This is a genomic window from Streptomyces sp. NPDC017991, assembly GCF_044328075.1.
Lineage (GTDB): Bacteria > Actinomycetota > Actinomycetes > Streptomycetales > Streptomycetaceae > Streptomyces.
On sequence record NZ_JBIRGP010000002.1, the window covers coordinates 604,933 to 623,530 of the forward strand.

At 70.0% G+C, this 18,598-nt stretch carries 15 protein-coding genes and 1 pseudogene; 9 read left to right on the forward strand and 7 right to left on the reverse strand.

Annotation, left to right across the window (positions count from 1 at the left end; all coding sequences use genetic code 11):
• Positions 1-92: 92 nt before the first annotated feature.
• The 5 genes from ACH4DZ_RS07180 to ACH4DZ_RS07200 form a co-directional block, all read right to left on the reverse strand.
• A complete protein-coding gene (locus ACH4DZ_RS07180) occupies positions 93-476 on the reverse strand; it encodes a hypothetical protein (protein ID WP_398285935.1) in 384 nt (127 codons plus the stop codon).
• A gap of 147 nt (positions 477-623) precedes the next feature.
• Entirely contained in the window at positions 624-4,388 is a 3,765-nt protein-coding gene (locus ACH4DZ_RS07185) for an ABC transporter ATP-binding protein (protein WP_398285936.1), read from the reverse strand.
• A gap of 114 nt (positions 4,389-4,502) precedes the next feature.
• Positions 4,503-5,558, reverse strand: coding sequence for an esterase-like activity of phytase family protein (locus tag ACH4DZ_RS07190; RefSeq protein ID WP_398285937.1), 1,056 nt, complete (start codon positions 5,556-5,558; stop codon positions 4,503-4,505).
• Between the two features lie 202 nt (positions 5,559-5,760).
• Positions 5,761-6,273 (reverse strand): NUDIX domain-containing protein, encoded by a 513-nt coding sequence (locus ACH4DZ_RS07195; RefSeq protein ID WP_398285938.1) that lies wholly within the window; start codon positions 6,271-6,273, stop codon positions 5,761-5,763.
• Positions 6,270-7,529 carry an XRE family transcriptional regulator gene (locus ACH4DZ_RS07200; RefSeq protein ID WP_398285939.1) on the reverse strand — a complete coding sequence of 420 codons (1,260 nt, stop codon included), beginning with the start codon at positions 7,527-7,529 and terminating at the stop codon, positions 6,270-6,272. The genes ACH4DZ_RS07195 and ACH4DZ_RS07200 overlap by 4 nt, the downstream gene beginning before the upstream one ends.
• 334 nt (positions 7,530-7,863) lie before the next feature.
• On the opposite strand from ACH4DZ_RS07200, the gene ACH4DZ_RS07205 reads away from it, so the two are divergent.
• From ACH4DZ_RS07205 to fxlM, 5 genes are all read left to right on the forward strand, one after another.
• A complete protein-coding gene (locus ACH4DZ_RS07205; protein WP_398285940.1) occupies positions 7,864-8,289 on the forward strand; it encodes an ATP-binding protein in 426 nt (141 codons plus the stop codon).
• Between the two features lie 146 nt (positions 8,290-8,435).
• Positions 8,436-8,585, forward strand: coding sequence for an FxLD family lanthipeptide (gene fxlA, locus ACH4DZ_RS07210; protein WP_327326638.1), 150 nt, complete (start codon positions 8,436-8,438; stop codon positions 8,583-8,585).
• Positions 8,586-8,658: 73 nt separating this feature from the next.
• Positions 8,659-11,670 (forward strand): lantibiotic dehydratase, encoded by a 3,012-nt coding sequence (locus tag ACH4DZ_RS07215; protein ID WP_398285941.1) that lies wholly within the window; start codon positions 8,659-8,661, stop codon positions 11,668-11,670.
• Positions 11,667-12,497: a lanthionine synthetase LanC family protein gene (locus ACH4DZ_RS07220; RefSeq protein WP_398285942.1), complete on the forward strand. Its 831-nt coding sequence runs from the start codon at positions 11,667-11,669 to the stop codon at positions 12,495-12,497. The genes ACH4DZ_RS07215 and ACH4DZ_RS07220 overlap by 4 nt, the downstream gene beginning before the upstream one ends.
• Positions 12,498-12,829: 332 nt before the next feature.
• Positions 12,830-14,041, forward strand: a complete 1,212-nt coding sequence (fxlM, locus tag ACH4DZ_RS07225) for a methyltransferase, FxLD system (protein ID WP_398285943.1) — start codon at positions 12,830-12,832, stop codon at positions 14,039-14,041.
• A 202-nt stretch (positions 14,042-14,243) separates the two neighbouring features.
• Here fxlM and ACH4DZ_RS07230 read toward each other — a convergent pair.
• Together ACH4DZ_RS07230 and ACH4DZ_RS07235 are read right to left on the reverse strand one after the other, a co-directional pair.
• Positions 14,244-14,531: pseudogene (locus ACH4DZ_RS07230) on the reverse strand (hypothetical protein); the annotation flags it as partial.
• Positions 14,528-14,854 carry a hypothetical protein gene (locus ACH4DZ_RS07235; protein WP_398285944.1) on the reverse strand — a complete coding sequence of 109 codons (327 nt, stop codon included), beginning with the start codon at positions 14,852-14,854 and terminating at the stop codon, positions 14,528-14,530. The pseudogene ACH4DZ_RS07230 and the gene ACH4DZ_RS07235, both read right to left, overlap by 4 nt.
• A gap of 162 nt (positions 14,855-15,016) precedes the next feature.
• On the opposite strand from ACH4DZ_RS07235, the gene ACH4DZ_RS07240 reads away from it, so the two are divergent.
• The 4 genes from ACH4DZ_RS07240 to ACH4DZ_RS07255 are packed head-to-tail and all read left to right on the forward strand — an operon-like array spanning position 15,017 to position 18,582.
• Positions 15,017-15,811, forward strand: a complete 795-nt coding sequence (locus ACH4DZ_RS07240) for a Scr1 family TA system antitoxin-like transcriptional regulator (protein ID WP_398285945.1) — start codon at positions 15,017-15,019, stop codon at positions 15,809-15,811.
• A complete protein-coding gene (locus ACH4DZ_RS07245) occupies positions 15,804-16,031 on the forward strand; it encodes a DUF397 domain-containing protein (protein ID WP_398285947.1) in 228 nt (75 codons plus the stop codon). Before ACH4DZ_RS07240 ends, ACH4DZ_RS07245 begins: the two co-directional genes overlap by 8 nt.
• On the forward strand, positions 16,024-16,245 hold the full coding sequence (locus ACH4DZ_RS07250) for a DUF397 domain-containing protein (protein WP_398285948.1): 222 nt from the start codon (positions 16,024-16,026) through the stop codon (positions 16,243-16,245). Before ACH4DZ_RS07245 ends, ACH4DZ_RS07250 begins: the two co-directional genes overlap by 8 nt.
• A gap of 51 nt (positions 16,246-16,296) precedes the next feature.
• The gene (locus ACH4DZ_RS07255) at positions 16,297-18,582 is read left to right on the forward strand and encodes an ArnT family glycosyltransferase (protein ID WP_398285949.1); all 2,286 of its coding nucleotides are present in this window, start codon (positions 16,297-16,299) and stop codon (positions 18,580-18,582) included.
• Positions 18,583-18,598: the final 16 nt, after the last annotated feature.

Genomic DNA, 18,598 nt, shown 5'->3' on the forward strand with positions numbered 1-18,598 from the left:
GTTCAGGGCATTCAGAACAAGTCAGCGAAAAGGTCGCTGGACAACTCTCCGGACAACTCCGCGGGGGACTCGGCCGGGACCGGGCCGAGAGGTCAGCAGAGGATCCAGCCCGTGCTGACCGAGCCCGAGCCGACGGCCCCCTTGATCCGTACGCAGCGGTGGCCCGCGTGCACCCGCACCGGACCCGCGTACCGTACGAACCGGCCCGCGTTCGGCACCCGCTCGCTCCCCCGGGCCTGCACGCTCACCATCATGTAGCGGCGGGCGCCCACCCTCTTGGGGTAGGTCACCGCGCACACGTAACCGCGCTTCTTGTGGACGTCCACATGGCCGGTGGAGAAGGACAGCGTGCGCACCTTCCGCCCGGCGCACGGTGACGCCGCCGCGACCTCGCCCACGGGGCCCGCGAGTGCCAGCAGCCCGGACGTCGTCAGCACGGCGGTACCGAGCGTGAGGCGTCGGCGTATCGCGCCCATGTCCACTGGTGTCCCTCCACGGCCCCCGGCGACTGATGCACCGCTTCGACGTACTGCTGTACGGACGCATGGCGTACGGCGAACGGTTGCCCTACCCGTCGGTTGCGGCTTTTCTGCGTGTTCGCGGTCAGCTCTGCGTGTTCGCGGTCAGCCGGCGGTGGCGACCGGGTCCGGCTCCCCCACGAACGTCCGCCAGAGTCGCGCGTACCGGCCGTCCCGGGCGAGCAGTTCGTCGTGCGTGCCGTCCTCCGCGACCCGGCCGTCGGCCATCACCACGACCCGGTCCGCCCGCGCGGCCGTGGTCAGCCGGTGGGCGACGACCAGTGTCGTGCGGCGGCCCGCGATGCGGTCGGTGGCCTGGTTGACCTGGGCCTCGGTGGCCAGGTCGAGCGCGGCGGTGGCCTCGTCGAGGAGCAGGATGTCCGGGTCGACCAGTTCGGCGCGGGCCAGTGCGATCAGCTGGCGCTGGCCGGCCGAGAGGTTGCGGCCGCGCTCGGCGACCTCGTGGAGGTAGCCGCCGTCCAGCGTGGCGATCATGTCGTGCGCGCCGACCGCGCGGGCCGCCGCCTCCACCTCGGCGTCCGTGGCGTCGGGGCGGCCGTACGCGATGGCGTCCCGGACGGTGCCCTGGAAGAGGTACGCCTCCTGCGGGACGACGCCGAGCCGGTGCCGGTACGAGGTCAGGTCGAGCGAGCGCAGGTCCGTGCCGTCGACCGTGACCCGGCCGCCGGTGGGGTCGTAGAACCGGGCCACCAGTTTGACCAGCGTCGACTTGCCCGCGCCGGTCTCGCCGACGAACGCGACGGTCTGCCCGGCGGGGATGCTCAGCCGCACCCCGCTGAGCGCGTCCTCCGGCTCCCCCGCCCCGGCCTGCGTGCCACCGAGCCTGCCGTACGCGAAGTCCACGTCCTCGAAGGCGATCTCGCCCCGCAGGGACAGCACCTCCAGCGGCTCGGCGGCGGCCTTCGTCGAGGTCGGCTCCTGGAGCAGTTCCTGGATCCGGCCGAGGGAGACGGTCGCCTGCTGGTAGCCGTCGAAGACCTGCGAGAGCTGCTGCACGGGGGCGAAGAACAGGTCGATGTAGAGCAGGTACGCCACCAGCGCGCCGGTGGTGAGGGTGCCCGCCTCGACGCGCCCCGCGCCCACGACGAGCACGGCGGCGGCGGCCACCGAGGACAGCAGCTGCACGAACGGGAAGTAGATCGAGATCAGCCACTGTCCGCGGATACGCGCCTGGCGGTAGCTGTCGCTGCCCCCCGCGAAGCGCCGGCCGCCCGAGCCCTCGCGGCGGAACGCCTGGAGGATCCGCAGTCCCGCCACCGACTCCTGCAGGTCCGCGTTGACCACGGACACCCGCTCACGGGCCAGTTCGTACGCCTTCACGCTGGACCGGCGGAAGAAGAACGTGCCGATGATCAGCGGCGGCAGCGTCAGGAAGACGACCAGCGCGAGCTGTACGTCGATCACGAGCAGGGCGGCCATGATGCCGAAGAAGGTGACGACCGAGACGAAGGCGGTGACCAGGCCGGTCTGCAGGAACGTGGACAGCGCGTCCACGTCCGTCGTCATCCGGGTCATGATCCGGCCGGTCAGCTCCCGCTCGTAGTAGTCGAGCCCGAGCCGCTGGAGCTGCGCGAAGATCTTCAGCCGCAGCGAGTACAGGACCCGTTCGCCGGTGCGGCCGGTCATCCGGGTCTCGCCGATCTGCGCCGCCCACTGGACGAACACGCTGACCAAAGCGATCACCGAGGCCGCCCACACCCCGCCGAGCGCCATCTCGGAGACACCCTCGTCGATGCCGTGCCGGATCAGGACCGGCAGCAGCAGACCCATGCCGGCGTCCACGGCGACCAGGCCGAGGCTGACGAGAAGGGGCAGTCCGAAGCCCCGCAGCAGGCGTCGCAGCCCGTACGACTCCTCCGGGGTGACCGCGCGTGCCTCGTCGACGGCGGGGGTGTCGGTGGCGGGCGGCAGGGCGTCGACCTGGGCGAGGAGGTCGGGGGTCGCGGGCATCCCGGCCAGCGCGGTGTCCTTGGGTTCGCGGTCACCGGTCCACAGATGCGGGGTGACACCGCGCTCGGCGTCGAACTCCGCGTCCAGCTCGTCCCGTACGGAGGTGTCCTCGGGCGGACAGGACGGCGGGCAGGACAGCGGATGGGACCGCCCGGTGTGGCCGGGCGAGGTGCCGCCCAGTTCGTCCGGGTCGGTGAGCAGGCGGCGGTAGAGCGGCGAGCGCCCGGTCAGTTCCTCGTGCGTACCGATGTCGGCGAGGCGGCCGTCGTCGAGGACGGCGATGCGGTCGGCGAGGTTGAGGGTGGAGCGGCGGTGGGCGATGAGGAGGGTGGTGCGGCCCGCCATGACTCCGCGCAGGGCCTCGTGGATCTCGTGCTCGACGCGGGCGTCGACCGCGGAGGTGGCGTCGTCGAGGACCAGCAGACGCGGGTCGGTGAGGATCGCGCGGGCCAGGGCCACGCGCTGGCGCTGGCCGCCGGAGAGGGTGAGTCCGTGCTCGCCGACCTTGGTGTCGTAGCCGTCGGGCAGCGCGGAGACGAAGCCGTGCGCCTGGGCGGCCCGGGCGGCGGTCTCGATCTCCTCCCGGGTGGCCTCGGGACGGCCGTACGCGATGTTGGACCCGACCGTGTCCGAGAAGAGGAAGGAGTCCTCGGGGACGAGTCCGACGGCGGCCCGCAGCGAGTCGAGGGTCAGCTCGCGCACGTCGAGGCCGCCGATGAGGACCGCGCCGCCGCTCACGTCGTAGAAGCGGGGCAGCAGCAGGGAGACCGTGGACTTGCCGGAGCCGGAGGAGCCGACGACCGCGAGGGTCTCGCCGGAGCGGATCTCGAAGCTGAGGCCGTCCAGGACCGGGCGGTCGTCGTCGTAGGCGAAGGACACGCCGTCGAACTCGACGGTCGCGGGCGCGTCGGCCGGGAGGTCCTTCGTGCCGTCCTCCATCGACGGCCGGGTGTCGATCAGCTCCAGGACGCGTTCGGCACCGGCCCGCGCCTGCTGGCCGACGGTGAGGACCATGGCGAGCATGCGCACGGGCCCCACGAGCTGGGCGAGATAGGAGGAGAAGGCGACGAACGTACCGAGGGTGACCTCGCCCTTCACCGCCAGCCAGCCGCCGAGGGCCAGCATGGCGACCTGCCCGAGCGCCGGGACGGCCTGGAGGGCCGGGGTGTACTTGGAATTGAGCCGGATCGTGCGCAACCGCCCCGCGAAGAGCCGGCGGCCGATCTCCCGCAGCTTCCCGGTCTCCTGGTCCTCCTGCCCGAAGCCCTTCACCACCCGTACGCCGCTGACGGCGCCGTCGACGACACCGGCCACCGCGGCGGCCTGCGCCTGCGCGTACCAGGTCGCCGGGTGCAGCTTGGAGCGGCTGCGCCGGGCGATGAACCACAGGGCGGGGGCGACGGCCAGGGCGACCAGGGTGAGCGGGAGCGACAGCCAGGCCATGATCCCCAGCGAGATCAGGAAGAGCAGGACGTTGCCGACCGTCATCGGGAGCATGAAGAGCAGGCCCTGGATGAGCTGGAGGTCGCTGGTCGCGCGGCCCACCACCTGGCCGGTCGACAGCTCGTCCTGGCGCCTGCCGTCGAGGCGCACGATCGTCTCGTACATGTCCGTACGCAGGTCGTGCTGGACGTCGAGCGCGAGCCGGCCGCCGTAGTAGCGGCGGATGTAGGTGAGGACGTAGACGACGACGCCGGCGCCGAGCAGCGCGCCCGCCCAGGGGGCCATGTCGCGGGTGTGGTTCCCTACGACGTCGTCGATGATCACCTTGGTGATGAGCGGCACGACGGCCATGACGGCCATGCCGGCGAGCGAGGCGCCCAGCGAGAGCACGACGTCCTTCGGGTACCGCCACGCGTACCCGGCCAGCCGTCGTGCCCATCCCCGCTGCGTTGTCACTCCTGATGCCTTCCCTCGTCCGGCCCGATCGTCCGGAAGGCACCAACACGGATCGAAGCGGATTTCATCCCTCCGCAACAATCGGTGCTCGCGCAGGACTCCCTCTGGGCTCCGTCAGAGGCGGACGCGAAGGGAGTAGAAGCGGGTGGTCTGGGTGGCGCCCTGGTTGTCGTCGCTGACGAGGAGGACCTTGAGGTCGCCTCGGCTGCCGCCGGTGATGGTCATGCCCTCGATGTTGTCGAGCAGCGGATTGGGCTGCGGCTGCTTGGCGGTCGCGCCGAGGGAGGGGCAGTCCGCGATGTCGGCGAGGAGGGTCTTGCGGACGAGGCGCACGCCGTCCTGGCCGGTCAGGGTGTCGACGCGGGAGGTGTCCGTGGCGTGGCGGAGGTCGGCCAGGTAGAGGCGGACGGTGTTGCCGACCCCGGCGGTGAAACCGCGTTCCAGGACGAGGAGGCGGCCGTCCGGGGTCGCGGCGCTCTCGACGACACCGAGGCCGGTGTCGGTGCGGTAGCCGTACTGGGCGGCGAGCCGGAAGTCGCGGTGACCGTCGCGCTGCCAGGTCTGGAGGCGTACGACGCCGGGGGTGTCGCCGGACAGGGAGCCCTCCATGCCGGCCAGTAGGGTGCGCCCGCCGGACAGGAGGGTCAGCGCCTCGAAGGTCTGGTTCGCGGTGGCACGGCCGGCCGGGGCGACGCGCAGGGCGTCCGGCACGGGGAGGCGGCCGAGGACGGTGCCGTCCCGGCCGTAGCGGCGTACCGACGGCTCGGTCTCGGACGACACGAGCCGGGTGCCGTCGCGGTCGACGACGAGCCCCTCGGAGTCCAGCGCGGCACCGTTCTCGTCGGCCAGCGGCACGACGGAGCGCGGCTTCAGCGTCCGCGGGTCCAGGGTGAACAGGGCGGACCGGTCGGACAGCGCGGCGATCGCCCCGTCGCGGTCCACGGCCAGCGCGGAGAAGTTGCCGACGAACGTGCCCTCGTACGTCGTCTTGTCGAGGGCGTCGGAGAAGCGCTCGACGGAGACGGCGGGCGAACAGGCGTTGCGGGTAGGGGCCTTGCTGGCAGGGGCGTTTTCGGCGGCGGCGGGCCCGGCGACGGCGACGCATGTGGCCGCCGCCAGGCCGGCGGTGAGGGTGGCGGCGAGGGGAGCGAGTACGGATCTCAGACGCATGGCGTCACGGTAGGACGGGGGTGGTTGAGGGGGAGGGTACGGCCCGTGAATTCCGGCCAGCGGCTTCTCCGTCCCCCTCGGTGGGCGTCGGCCGACACTCGCAACCCTTGACTCACAGGGATGGCTGGAAGTTGCACGAACGGCCGGACCGTGTGTCCTGATCTGATCTGGCCTGAGGGGTGCAGCAGGGCACAGGACTCCCCTACCAGACCGGACAGCCATCGTGCAGGTACAGCGGCTTTCCTTCGTCAAAGGCCCGGAAGGCGGCGTCGAGCCGGTTCCGGAGCCGTTCCCTCAGCAGCTCCCGCGTCTTGTCCAAGGGGACGAACACCGCTTCGGACAGCTCGTCGTCCCGGGGGCGCATTTCCCGCGTCTCATCGGCGTCGAGTGTGCCGCCGTCGAAGATGAACGCCATCTGGTCGTCCCACGGCCCGTGCGGGGGAACCCAGTCGACCACCAACAGGCCACGCAGGGTGATGTCCAGTCCCAGCTCCTCACCCAGCTCCCGAACTACCGCCTTCTCCGGTGGCTCGTTCGCTTCGGCCATTCCGCCTGGCAGATCCCAGCCCGGTTTGTACGTCGGGTTCACCAGGAGCACGCGTCCAGCCGCGTCGCGCAGCAGCACGTCGGCCGCGACACGCTTGCGGGCCTGCGTGGCGTTGCCCTCGGCGAGATAGGCGTTCCATGCTTCCGGGTCGGCGGGTGTGGGCCTCATGTGGGGGTGCCTCCCCTGGGCGTGATGATGTCGGCCAGTAGCAGCATTCTGGCCCTACGGGCGTCATCGAATCTCACCAGGTACTCCCGCAGTGGACCGTAGCCTTTGTGGCAGTTCAGGAGGCGACGCAGGTCGTCAAGCTGGTGCACAACACGGATCGATCCGAGCGTTGGGCTCGTGCTGAGCAACTCGTGGCCGACGCTCACCGCGGCATCGAGGTCTCCACGCCGGACATGGATGTCCACAAGGACAATGCGGCTCAGTGCAAGGGACCTCGTTCGCCCCGACTCCCGAAGTGTCACCGCCTGCTCGGCCTGCGTCAGCGCCTGACCATGCTGCTCCAGGTCGCGCAGGATCAGCGCGGATTCACTCGCAAGCGCTGCGGCGTCAAAGGGACTCAGCCAGGGATGCGCGGCAGCTGTCGATCCATCGAGCCCGTCCTGAGCCGCTTCGAGAGCGCGCACCGCTGGCGTGCGCTGTGCCCCTGCGGCCAAAGCTCGGGCCTGCATCGTTTGGAGCCGTGCAGTGAGCAAAGGAATTCGCGGACCGCGGCCGGCGAGATCGAGCCCCATCTGGGCCCAGCGGGCGGCACCCGCTGCGTCACCCGTCTGGAGGGCAAGGTGGCTATTGCTCGCAGCGACGTTCGCGGCGAGCGGTAAGTCCCCCGAGGTGCGGGCCAGCGGCAAAGCCCGGCTGAAGTGACGGGCGGCGAGATCGTCTTGACCGGAGTCATGGGCCATCCACCCGGCCATCTCCGTCAAGGCCGAAGCGACGGCGAATACTTGTGCGCCACTCCCGGTGTCGACCAGACGCGGGGCAACTCGGTCCGCGAGATGCCGTACGACAGCGCCATACAGACGTCCTCCACCGGTCTGTCGGTCTGCCGAGCGGAAGGCATCCATGGCCGCCAGGTCGTCACCGTCCGGTGGCAACTCTGTCTCGCGGTCGGTCGGTTCCGCCGCAGCAGGCTCCCACGTGCGGCGGGCAAGGCCGAGCAAATGGCCGGGGATGTGGAACGCGTCCGCGATCTGCTCGAACAAGGCCAGTTTCTCTACCCGGCTCTTGCCGTTCATGTAGTCGTAGAGCCGCCCTTGGGTGATGTCCACGGCTGCGGCGATCCGACGCGTACTGATACCTCGCGTATTGAACAGCCGGAACACGGCTCCCATGTCCCGCTCGGCGCAGGCATTGAGCAGTCGTTCATCGCCAAGCAGTCCGGCAACGACATCGCGCGGATCTGGTGGCTGACGACTCATCGGCGGCTCCCCCGGCTTGTGTCCTCCGATGCTACGACCGCACACACCCCTGACTCCATGTTGGAGTCACCCCTTGGAGTCTCCCTACTACGAGGGGGTGCCGTTGACTGATCACCAGTCGCCCAGGAATCGGATTAGGGACGCATCAGTTCTGCGTCCTCCTCGGGAACAACAGCCTCGCGCGGCGCCGACAGACCGGCGGCTCGGTCCCCGTGTCCCCCGTCGGGGACGGGGCCGCCATTCCCATCGCAGAGGAGCACTCCTCATGACCCGCCGAGCCCGGATTGCCGTAGCCGGTGCCCCGTCCGCTGTCGCCTTCGCAAGAGACCGTGTCATGACGCAGATTCATGCGTGGGGTGTACGACTCGGCGAGGACAACCTGAACGCGGTCAGGCTCGTCGCCTCGGAGCTGATCACGAACGCCGTGGTGCACGCCAAGGGCTTGATCACCATCGGCCTCTACCTCGATGAAGCCCGGCTGCTCCTGGTCGTCCACGACAGCAGCCCCGAGCCGCCCAGTCGTCAGATCACCACGGAGGACGACGAAGGGGGGCGCGGCCTGGTCCTCGTGGAGTTCCTTTCCGCACGGCACGGCTGGGAGCCGACGTGCCACGGCAAGAAGGTCTGGGCCGAGTTTGTCGTACCCGTGTCGGTGCCGGCCGCACGCGGTGGACTACTTCACCAGCGCCTACGGGCCGCAGCCCCGCAGGCATTTGTCCACGTCATGCCGGAGCGCTTCGCCTTGGCACCCGGACTGTGAGCGCGGGTCGGCAAGCGGCGAACAGTTAGCCCGCGGTGTCCGCGCATTCGGCTGCACAGCCCAAGTGGCAGCCGAATGCGGGGGTCCCGCGCTCCCCACGTCCGCGTAGCGCGGACGGTACCGATCACTACTTCGGAGGTACTGGGATGGCCATCCCGACGACCGAGACGACGCCGATCCCTGACGACGAGTGGCAGCTCGACATCTCCATCACCGACTCGCCGCGGCCGGTGGTCAGCAACTGCGACACAAGCGACGGGTGCAAGTCCTCCTGCGCTTCCTCCTGCATCAGCTGACCTCCACGCCGAAGCCTGTGCCGGGCTGGGCACGTCCCCCGCCCGGCACAGGGCCGGCAGAACAGGACCAACGATGACGCGGACCAGTCTTCTCCAGCGCGGCAGCGTGCTCCTCCTGCGGGCCGCTGTGCTCCCTCTGGATGCCCAGCACACCCGATGGCCATCGGTGGACGACCCTGTCGACTGTCTCCGGTGGCTGAGCGATATCTGGGCCGATCCCGCCTTCGCCGAGGCGGTATGCGTCGCCTCTCCGCAGCTCGCCGCTACCGTCGCCCAGGCCCTCGACGACCACGACGTCTCACCCAAGCGGGTGCGCAAGGCGACAATGGCGACCGCCCGCTATCTCTTGCGAGCTGCTGGACGCCCCACGCCTTTCGGTCTGTTCGCCGGAGTGGTCGGTGCGGAGTGCGGCCCTGCCCTCGTACAGATCGGTACCGAGCACCGTCCCGTAGCCCGCCCCGACACCCTGTGGCTCGACCACGTTCGCCGGAACCTCCAGTGCCGCCACGACGTTCTGCCCCATCTGACCCTTCAGGTCAGTGACTTGACCGTGCGGCGCGGTGACATGCTGGAGAGGCCGCTTCCCGGAGGCCGTACCGCAAGCGTCCGCGCAACCCGGCCGCTCGCTGCGATTCTTGGGATGGCCGCCCTCCCCATTCCATGCCAGGAGGTCACTGACCGGCTCGTCACGCTGGGTGCCACCACGGCGCAGGCTTCACGGTTTCTCACCGGCGCTTTGGAGGCGGGCATTCTTACAAGTGGCCTGGCAGCTCCCATGACCGAGCATGATCCCCTCGGCCACATCCTGAGCACCCTCCGGCCTCTCACGGCCCAACTGGATTCCGGAACCGTCGGCTGTCTCGACGAGCTGGCCGACGTGCACCGGCTCCTCACCGACCACGATGCGGCCGAGAGCCAGGCAGCGGCGCAGGAACTCCGGCGTACGGCCGAGAAGCGCATGAGCGGCATCACCGATCAAGGCCGAGTGCGGCTCAGCGTGGACCTGCGTTTCGACGCCACCGTACGCATTCCCGGTCCGGTCCTGAAGGAAGCCGAGCACGCTGCCAATGCGCTGCTGCGCCTGACACGGAACCTGGGCGAAAAACCTGTGTGGGCCGCCTACCACAGCCTTTTCTGGGAACGGTACGGCGCCGGCAGTCTGGTGCCCGTTCGCGATGCCGCGGACCTTGCCGCGGGGGTCGGGCTGCCTGCCGATTTCCCGACGTCCTTGTGGGAGGAACCGCCCACGAAGATCCTCCCGCGCGACGAGCTGCTTATCTCCAAAGCGTGGCAGGCAGCCGTCAGCGGCGCCCAGGAGATCCGGCTCACGGACGCGGATCTCGACGAACTGTGCACTGGCCCGGACCTCGAAGACACAGCGACCGCTCCTCACGTAGAGATGGGTGTGCGGGTGTACGCGCCGACTCTGCAGGCCGTGGACCGTGGCGAGTTCACGGTGTCCGTCCGCCCCGCCTGGAGCACTGGAACCCTCACAGGCCGGTTCGCCGCCACTCTCCGAAACAGCGCTCTCGCCGACGCGTACAAAAGGCTGCCCACTCTGGTCGACGGCGCGCTGTCAGCTCAACTCTCCTTCATGCCGGTCTATCCACACGCCGAGAACGTGGCGCGCACCCCCGCCTTCTTGCCGCATGTCATCCCCGTCGACGAGCACCGGGCCCCGGCCGCCAACCTCATTCCGCTCGACGATCTCGCCGTACTGTCCACCAGCACGCGTCTGCACCTCGTCAGCCTTTCGCGGCGCCGTGTAGTCGAGCCCGTCGTCCTTCATCCCCTCGCCTTGGAGAAACAGGCTCCGCCGATCGCCCGGTTCCTCGCGCTCCTCGGACGCGGGTTCGCGACGGCGTGGACGCAATTCGACTGGGGACCGCTCGCAGCCGGGATGCCGTACCTGCCTCGTGTCCGCTACCGCAAGGCCATTCTGTCCCCGGCCCGCTGGCACCTCACCAGTTCCGAGCTGCCCACCGGGTCCTTTCGGCCCTCCTGGCACGAAACCCTGGCGGACTGGGCACAGAAATGGAGGTGCCCGCAGTTCCTGGAGCTGCGCGACGACGACCGCACCCTGCGTCTGGACCTGGCCGAGCCCTTGCACGCGCGGCTGCTGCATGCCCACCTTCAGCGCCACGGCGACGCTGATCTGCTCGAAGCCCCAGACGAGCGGGAACTCGGCTGGATCGGGCACGCGCACGAGATCGCCCTGCTCCTCACCTCCACCCGGCCACCCCTACCCCACCCCGACGTGGCGACGGCCCCGGTCGTCACCAACCGGATGCTGCCGAACCCCGGCAACGGGCGGCAGCGCTGGGTACAGGCCAAAGTGTTCACCCACCCGGCCGCCATGGACCAGATCCTCACCCGCCGCCTGCCCGGCCTCCTCGATGAACTCGGCGGCCCTGACAACTGGTTTGTCCGCTACCGCACCCCGCAGGAAGAGGATCACCTGCGAGTGCGGATCGCCGCGCACGGCCCGGACAGGCATGCCGCGGTAACGCAGGCCATCGCGCGCTGGGTCGAGCACCTGCAAGGTGACGCACTCGCCTCCCGGCTCGTTCTCGACGGCTACCGGCCCGAATTCGGCCGCTACGGTACCGGGCCCGTTCTGGAAGCCGCCGAGAACGTGTTCGCCGCCGACAGCGACACCGCCCGGTACGCACTCACCGACCTGGCGGGCGTGGACCGACGAGTCCTATGCGCACTCAACATGATCGACATTGCCCGCGGGCTCATGGGCGACGAGGACGGCACACGCTGGCTGGCCAGCACTCCCGCCCGCGGCAGAGGTCTGCTCGACATCACCCGCCAGACACTCCAGCACGCCCGCACCGACGCCCTGCCGCAACACCCTGGCTGGACGTCCCGGCTCGGCGACGCGTACGCGCGGCGCCGCGCGGCCCTGGCCGTTTACCGGACCCACCTCGGCGACGAGCAGACTGATCCGGTGCTGGAGTCGCTGCTCCACATGCACCACAACCGGGTGATGGGCCCGGACCGGGAATCCGAGGCGGCATGCTGGCACGCGGCCCGGCAGGCATGCCGCTCCTCCCGGGCACGGGCGGCAAGCCAGTGAACGACCTCACACACGACTTGGGCCGAGGACTCGCCGGAACCGTCGTCTACCAGGCTGTTCTCGCCCAGGGCAACGGCAAGTGGGAAGGCGTGCACACCGCTGCGAGAACCATGGCCGAGCAGCCGGCCGCCGCGCATCCCGCGAGCGCGAGCTTGTACCGCGGGGCACCTGCCATGGCCTACGCGCTGCACACAGCTGGCCACCGCGCCTACAGTTCCGCGCTCGACGGCCTGGACGATGCGCTCGCCACGCTCGTGACCGCGCGACTCTCGGACGCCCACCGCCGCATGGATGGCGGTCTGCCACCGCGCATGCAGGAGTACGACCTGATCGGCGGTCTGACCGGGCTCGGCGCGTATCTCCTGCGCCGCGGGACCCGCCCCGACTTACTCGACGGCGTCCTGCACTACTTGGTGCAGCTCTTCCAGCAGCCCGTCACCGTCCACGGCGAACAGGTGCCGGGCTGGTGGACTGCGGACAGCCCGTCCGGCCGACCCGATACCGCCTGGCCGGACGGGCACGGCAACTTCAGCACGGCGCACGGCGTTGCCGGGCCCATCGCGCTCCTCGCCCTGTGCGCCCGCGCAGGACACACGGTGCAAGGCCAGCGCGAAACCTTGGAACACACTTGCAGCCTGCTGGAGGAGTGGTCGCAACGCCCTCCCGGCGGCGGTACCGCCTGGCCGGAAACCGTCACCTTGGACAGGTGGCTCAGCGGACCGCGACCGCTGGCACACCCGGGCAGGCCCTCATGGTGCTATGGCACCCCCGGTATCGCCCGCGCGCTTCAACTCGCCGCGCTCGCCTGCAACCGCACGGGTACCTAGCGCCACACCGAAGACGTCCTCACATCATGTGCCGCCGACTCCGAACAACTGGCGCGTATCACCGACGCGACGGTCTGCCATGGCTGGGCGGGCCTCTGTCTGGCTGTCGACCGGGCGGCGGCCGACGCCGCTCCCGGGAGCGCGCTCCCCGGCCTTCTGCCGTCCCTGCAGTCCCGCTTCGCCACCCACCTGGCACAGCAGCCGCCACCCGATGCCCCCGGACTACTCACCGGGGCGGACGGCATCCTGCTCACACTGCACACCCTCAACCCCGCCCGCCCTGTTGCATCAGGGTGGGAGACCTGCCTCCTTCTCAACTGAAAGAGACTTCTGTGAACAGCACCCCCGCCGTCGACGACCTACGCAACCAGCTCGTCGACCAGATCGTTGCTGAGAGGCCGCTGCCGGCTGCGGTCGAGCGGGCCTTGCGTACCGTCCGCCGTGAACTCCACCTACCGGGGCTCGACCCAGCTGACGCGTACGCGGACAAGGCTGTCTCGATCAAGGAGAACCCCAACGGACCCCTCCCCCTCTCCTGCGCGTCCGTGCCGACCACCGTCGCGATGATGCTCGCCCAGCTCGACGTGCAGCCCGGTGACCACGTCCTGGAGATCGGCGCCGGCACCGGCTACAACGCCGCGCTCCTCTCCGAACTCGTCGGACCAGACGGGCAGGTCACCACGATCGACATTGACTCCGATGTCGCCCTGCACGCCCGCGACGCACTGAACCGGGCGGGCTACGAGCACGTCAGGGTGATGGAACGCGACGGCCTGAAGGGAGCACCCGAGCACGCTCCTTACGACCGGATCGTTGCGACGGTGGGCGTCTGGGACGTACCTGCCACCTGGTGGCAGCAGCTCGACGACGGTGGCCGACTCGTGCTCCCGCTGCGCTGGCGCGGGCAGACCCGCTCCGTCGCGCTGACCCGCCACAGCAACACGCTCGTCTCCGACGACATGGAGCTGTGCGGATTCGTTCCCATCGTCGGCCAGGAAGGAGAACGGACCATCGAGCTGGCCAACGGCACCGTCCGCCTCCACCATGACCGGGACCAGCCCGTTGACCCCGATCTCCTCGGTGACGTGTTCTCCACGCCGCTCACCGAACTGTGGTCGGACGCCCGCGTTGGCAGCCAGGAGACGTTCGACGGGATCTGGCTACGCGCCACCGCCTCAGACGACACTGTCTGCCGCATCGAAGTCACCGGGCAAGCCCTGGAGGACGGCGTACGACGCCCCGCGATTCCCGGCCGCAGCCCCGCCCTCGTCTCCGGCAACTCCCTCGCCTACCTGATCGCCGAACGCGACAACGCCGACCCCGTGCAGCCCGCACGACTCGGAGCGGCCGGCTACGGCCCCGACGGGTCGGACCTGGCCCGCAGCCTGGTCGCCCACATCTCCGCCTGGAGCACCGACCGTACCGCCGTACCGGGCATGGCCATTCACCCGGCAGCCACGCTCCTCGACGACCTGCCCACAGGACACGACATCCTCAAGGAGGACAGTCGCATCGTTCTCGCCTACGAGCAGAAACCTGAATGACGTCGGACCACCGTAGGCAGAAGGCCGCAGGTCAGGGCAGATTCGGGGCCTCCTCGCTTTGGTCAGGGAGTACGCGGAGTACGCCCCCGGTAGGGGTGTGCGGAGTGTCGAGTCGGCGCGGGCGGATCAGGCCCCCCGGTTCGGGGTTCTCGGCGCCGTCGGGATCGTCGGAGTCGTCGATCCCGTCAAGGTCGTGGTACGTGGGATCGGGTAGCCGCTCGCCCCGGCTCTCCGCGATGCGGTGGACGTCACGCAGGTCCTCTGTCATCCGTGCGACCAGATAGCGGAGTTGCGCGGCGGTGGCTCTATGGTCGTCGAGCATGTCGGCGGCGTGGTCGAGGAGTCCGGCGGACATACCGAGCTGCACGCTCTCGACGCGGTCCGCCACGCGGGAGAGGTGGCCCGTCCCATCCCCCACGAGGTAGCAGGGCTTGCCCCCTTCTCCGGCCCACGGAAGCAAACGGACAGTTCCTGCCCGGTATTCGGTCACGCCGACACCTCCACGCCGTGAATCAGCCGCGGCCCGATGTCGACGCCGCGCGTGGCGAGCCACAGGGCGCGCCGGCGGGCCCGTTGCTGCCGCGCCTGCTCGCGCTGCTCGTGCTCCACGAGGTAGGGGCGGACCAGCATGTGGTCCTCGCCCCGCAGGGGGCGGCAGCCGACGCGGTGGGCGGTCGCCCCCTGCGCGCCTGCGGGAGCGCGGTGACGGCCGCGTCCGGGCGCCGCCTCGACCGCAGGCAGTCGATGGCGCCCCTTGCCCGGAAAAAGCCATCGCAGCAGCGGCTCGACGCCCCGGCCGATACGGTGCTTCATGTCATCAACTTCCTTGCGCTGGTTGGTGATCACGCCCCCGGACCGGTCGCTCGGTCGCGGGGGTATCGCCGTGTGTAGCGACTCCGTCACAGCGTGACGCCAACTCGGCTAGCCTCGCCAGGGGGTGCGATGTGACCAGGCATTTGTCACAAAGGAGTGGCCATGACCAGCACGTACGGTGACTGGATCAAGCAGCAGCGCGAGACGGCGGGACTGACGCAGCAGGAGCTGGCGGACGCGGCGGTCATGACGCGTTCGCACATCTCGCACATCGAGGCGGGACGCCGCATCCCGTCGAAGGAGGACGCGCGGCGCCTGGACAGGGTTTTGAACACGGGGAATGTACTGAGCAGCTTCCTGCCCGCCGAGGACGTGGCGGTCGCCGACTACTTCGAGGCGGCCCGATTGCTCGAACAACAGGCGGTGATGATCAGGGAGTTCGCCCTGTCGTTCGTCCCGGGCATCCTCCAGACGGAAAGGTACGCACGTGCGGTTCTGGGCACGTCGTTCCCTCCGGTGAGTGAAGATGAATGTGACAGGCGCCTTGTCACACGCCTTGAACGGGCGAAGATCCTCGACGATCCGGTGACGCCGGTGGTGTGGGCCCTGCTGGACGAGGCGGTCCTACGCCGCGAGATCGGCGGTCCGGCCGTCATGGCGGAACAGATCGACCACCTCGTACGCCTTGCCGAGCGCAAGCGGATCCAGCTGTACGTGATGCCGTTCTCGCTGGGCCTCCATCCCCTGCTGAGCAACATGCTCACGCTGATGTGGTTCGAGGACCAGCCGCCCGTCGCGTACGGCGAAGGCCTCTACATGGGGAAGATTCACGACGCCCCAGGGGTGATTCAGGACCTGCAGCATCGCTACGATTTCGCACTGGGCAACGCAATGCCGGTCAGGGAATCACTGGCTCTACTCAAAGCGACAGCAGAGGACTACCGACACCATGGCTGAGCAACCCACCCTGGATGCGGCCTCGTTGAGCGGCTGGCGCAAGTCGTCCTACAGCAACGACCAGGGCGGCAGTTGCCTGGAAGTGCTCGACGGCCACCCGGCCGGAGTCCCCGTGCGGGACTCCAAGAACCCGCACGGCCCCGCGGTCCTCATCCCTGCGCCACATTGGGGCGCCTTCGTCACCGCCGTCAAGGAGGGACACCTTGGACACCATGACTGACCAGACAACCCCAGGCCCCCTGCGAGGCTGGCGCAAGTCCTCGTACAGCGGCTCCGAGGCCGGCAGCTGCCTCGAAGTGCTCGACGGCCACCCGGCCGGGGTTCCCGTGCGGGACTCGAAAGATCCCCACGGGCCCGCCCTCCTCATCCCGGCAAGGGGCTGGGCCTCGTTCGTCTCCGCCGTCAAAGCCGGAGACTTCCCCGCTCACAGGTGAGGCCCAGGTTCAGCACAGCCTGCGCCAAAACCGGCCGCGCACGATGACCTCGTGACATCTGCCACCGATCCGTACCCCCACGCCCCCGAGGCCGTCGCCTCGACGCCGCCCGACGAGCCGGTCGCGCGGCCGGACAAGGCGCCCCGCTGGTCGCTGCCCGTACTGGCCGCGATCCTCGTCCTGGCCGGCGTGCTGTACTCCTGGAACCTCTCCTCCTCCAGCCTGAACAGCTTCTACAGCGCCGCCGTGTTCAGCGGCACGCAGAGCTGGAAGGCGTGGTTCTTCGGCTCGCTGGACGCCGGGAACTTCATGACCGTGGACAAGCCACCCTTCGTACTGATGGTGATGGGCCTGTCCTGCCGCGTCTTCGGGTACGGCACCTGGCAGATGATGCTGCCGCTGGTCGCCGCCGCCCTCGGCACGATCTGGATCCTGCACTCCTCGGTCAAGCGGGTCTGGGGCCACGCCCCGGCCGCCGTCGCCGCGCTCGTCCTCGCGCTCACCCCGATCACCGTCGCCATCAACCGCGACAACAACCCCGACACCCTGCTCGTCCTGCTGATGGTCGGGGGCGCGGCCCTTGCCCTGCGCGCCGTCCACAACGGCAAGCTGCTCCCGCTGGTCGGCGCCGCCGTGTGCTTCGGCTTCGCCTTCAACACCAAGATGCTCCAGGGCTACATCGCCCTGCCCGCCGTCTTCGCCGTCTACCTGTACGCGGCCCGGGGCGGCTGGGTCCGTCGCGTACGCAACCTCGCCGTCGCCGCGGTCGCCCTCGCGGTCTCCAGCTTCTGGTGGGCCGCCGCCGTGTCGTTCGTGCCCGCCTCGTCGCGGCCGTACATCGGCGGCTCGACGGACGGCACCGCCTGGGACCTGATCATGGGCTACAACGGCCTCGGCCGGGTCCTCGGCGGCGAGGGCAACGGCGGCGGTGGGGGCGGAGGCGGCGGAGGCGGCTTCTCCGGGACCGCCGGGATCGGCCGGATGTTCAACGACGTGCTGGGCGGCCAGATCTCCTGGCTCCTCCCCTTCTCCGCGATCGCCCTCGCCGGCGGCCTCGTCCTGCGCGGACGCGCCCCCCGTACGGATCTCACGCGCGCCGCACTGATCCTGTGGGGCGGCTGGACCGTACTGCACTACTTCACGTTCAGCCTCGCCGAAGGCACCATGCACCCGTACTACACGACCGCCCTCGCACCCGGCATCGCGGCGCTGTGCGGAGGCGGCGGGGCAATGCTCCTGCGCGCCTTCCGCACCGGTGACGCCAAGCGCTGGTCCTGGGTGCTGCCCGTGGCGTTCGCCGCCACCGGCATCTGGGCCGTCGTCCTGCTGCGGCGCGCCTCCGGCTGGAACACCTGGCTGTGGCCTGCCGTCGCGGTGGTGATGGTCCTGGCGATCGTCGGGCTCCTTCTCTTCCGGTCCGGGCGCCGGGCGCGCTTCCTCACCGGTGCCGTGGCCGCCGCCGTCGTCGCCTCCCTCGCCGGGCCCGCGGCCTACGCCGCCTCCGTGCCCGCGAGCTCGGGCGGCGGCATGAACGGTACGAACCCGACGGCCGGCCCCACCACGGGTGGCGGCATGGGCGGCGGACCCGGCGGCGGTGGCGGCGGCCGGGGTGGATTCCCCGGCGGCGGTGGCGGCCAGGCCCCCGGCGGTCAGCAGGACGGTCAGCAGCAGGGTGGTCAGCAGGCCGGTGGCGAAGCCCCGGGCGGCGGCGGCCAGCCGGGCACGCCCCCCAACGGCGCACCCAGCGGAGCCCCGACCGGCCAGCAGCAGGGCGACGGTCAGCAGGGCCAGGAGCAGGGCGGCCAGGAGCAGAACGGCGAGACCGGCACCCCGCCGACCGACGCGGGCGGCGGCACGGGCGGCGGTGGCGGAATGGGCGGCGGCGGTATGGGCGGTGGCGCCGACAGCGCCATGACCTCCTACCTGGAGAAGCACCGCGACGGCGCCAAGTGGCTGGTCGCGGTGTCCAGTTCGCAGACCGCCGCGCAGATGATCGTCAGCACGAAGCAGCCCGTCATCTCGATGTGGGGCTGGTCCGGCAGCGACAAGGCCATGACGCTCGCCAAGCTGAAGGAGCTCGTGAAGAAGGGCGAGCTGCACTACATCGTGCTCGGCGGCGGAGGCATGGGCGGAGGCGGCGGTATGGGCGGCGACTCCGACGACGTCAGCTCCGAGGTGACCACCTGGGTGCAGAAGCACGCGACGGCGGTGAAGGCGAGCGAGTACAGCAGCGCCTCCTCGGCCGACTCCGACAGCTCCTCGGCCGACACCGCCGACTCGGCCGACTCCCAGAACACCCAGTCCCTCTACCGCCTCGACGCCAAGGACGTCAACTAGGGCCTCCCCTAGGCCA

Excerpts from the sequence above, each read along its gene's own strand:
- ACH4DZ_RS07190 (WP_398285937.1), bottom strand. The coding sequence starts at position 5,558 with ATGCGTCTGAGATCCGTACTCGCTCCCCTCGCCGCCACCCTCACCGCC.
- ACH4DZ_RS07180 (WP_398285935.1), bottom strand. The coding sequence starts at position 476 with ATGGGCGCGATACGCCGACGCCTCACGCTCGGTACCGCCGTGCTGACG.
- ACH4DZ_RS07245 (WP_398285947.1), top strand. The coding sequence starts at position 15,804 with ATGGCTGAGCAACCCACCCTGGATGCGGCCTCGTTGAGCGGCTGGCGC.
- fxlA (WP_327326638.1), top strand. The coding sequence starts at position 8,436 with ATGGCCATCCCGACGACCGAGACGACGCCGATCCCTGACGACGAGTGG.
- ACH4DZ_RS07240 (WP_398285945.1), top strand. The coding sequence starts at position 15,017 with ATGACCAGCACGTACGGTGACTGGATCAAGCAGCAGCGCGAGACGGCG.
- ACH4DZ_RS07215 (WP_398285941.1), top strand. The coding sequence starts at position 8,659 with ATGACGCGGACCAGTCTTCTCCAGCGCGGCAGCGTGCTCCTCCTGCGG.
- ACH4DZ_RS07205 (WP_398285940.1), top strand. The coding sequence starts at position 7,864 with ATGACGCAGATTCATGCGTGGGGTGTACGACTCGGCGAGGACAACCTG.
- ACH4DZ_RS07200 (WP_398285939.1), bottom strand. The coding sequence starts at position 7,529 with ATGAGTCGTCAGCCACCAGATCCGCGCGATGTCGTTGCCGGACTGCTT.
- ACH4DZ_RS07250 (WP_398285948.1), top strand. The coding sequence starts at position 16,024 with ATGACTGACCAGACAACCCCAGGCCCCCTGCGAGGCTGGCGCAAGTCC.
- ACH4DZ_RS07235 (WP_398285944.1), bottom strand. The coding sequence starts at position 14,854 with ATGAAGCACCGTATCGGCCGGGGCGTCGAGCCGCTGCTGCGATGGCTT.
- ACH4DZ_RS07195 (WP_398285938.1), bottom strand. The coding sequence starts at position 6,273 with ATGAGGCCCACACCCGCCGACCCGGAAGCATGGAACGCCTATCTCGCC.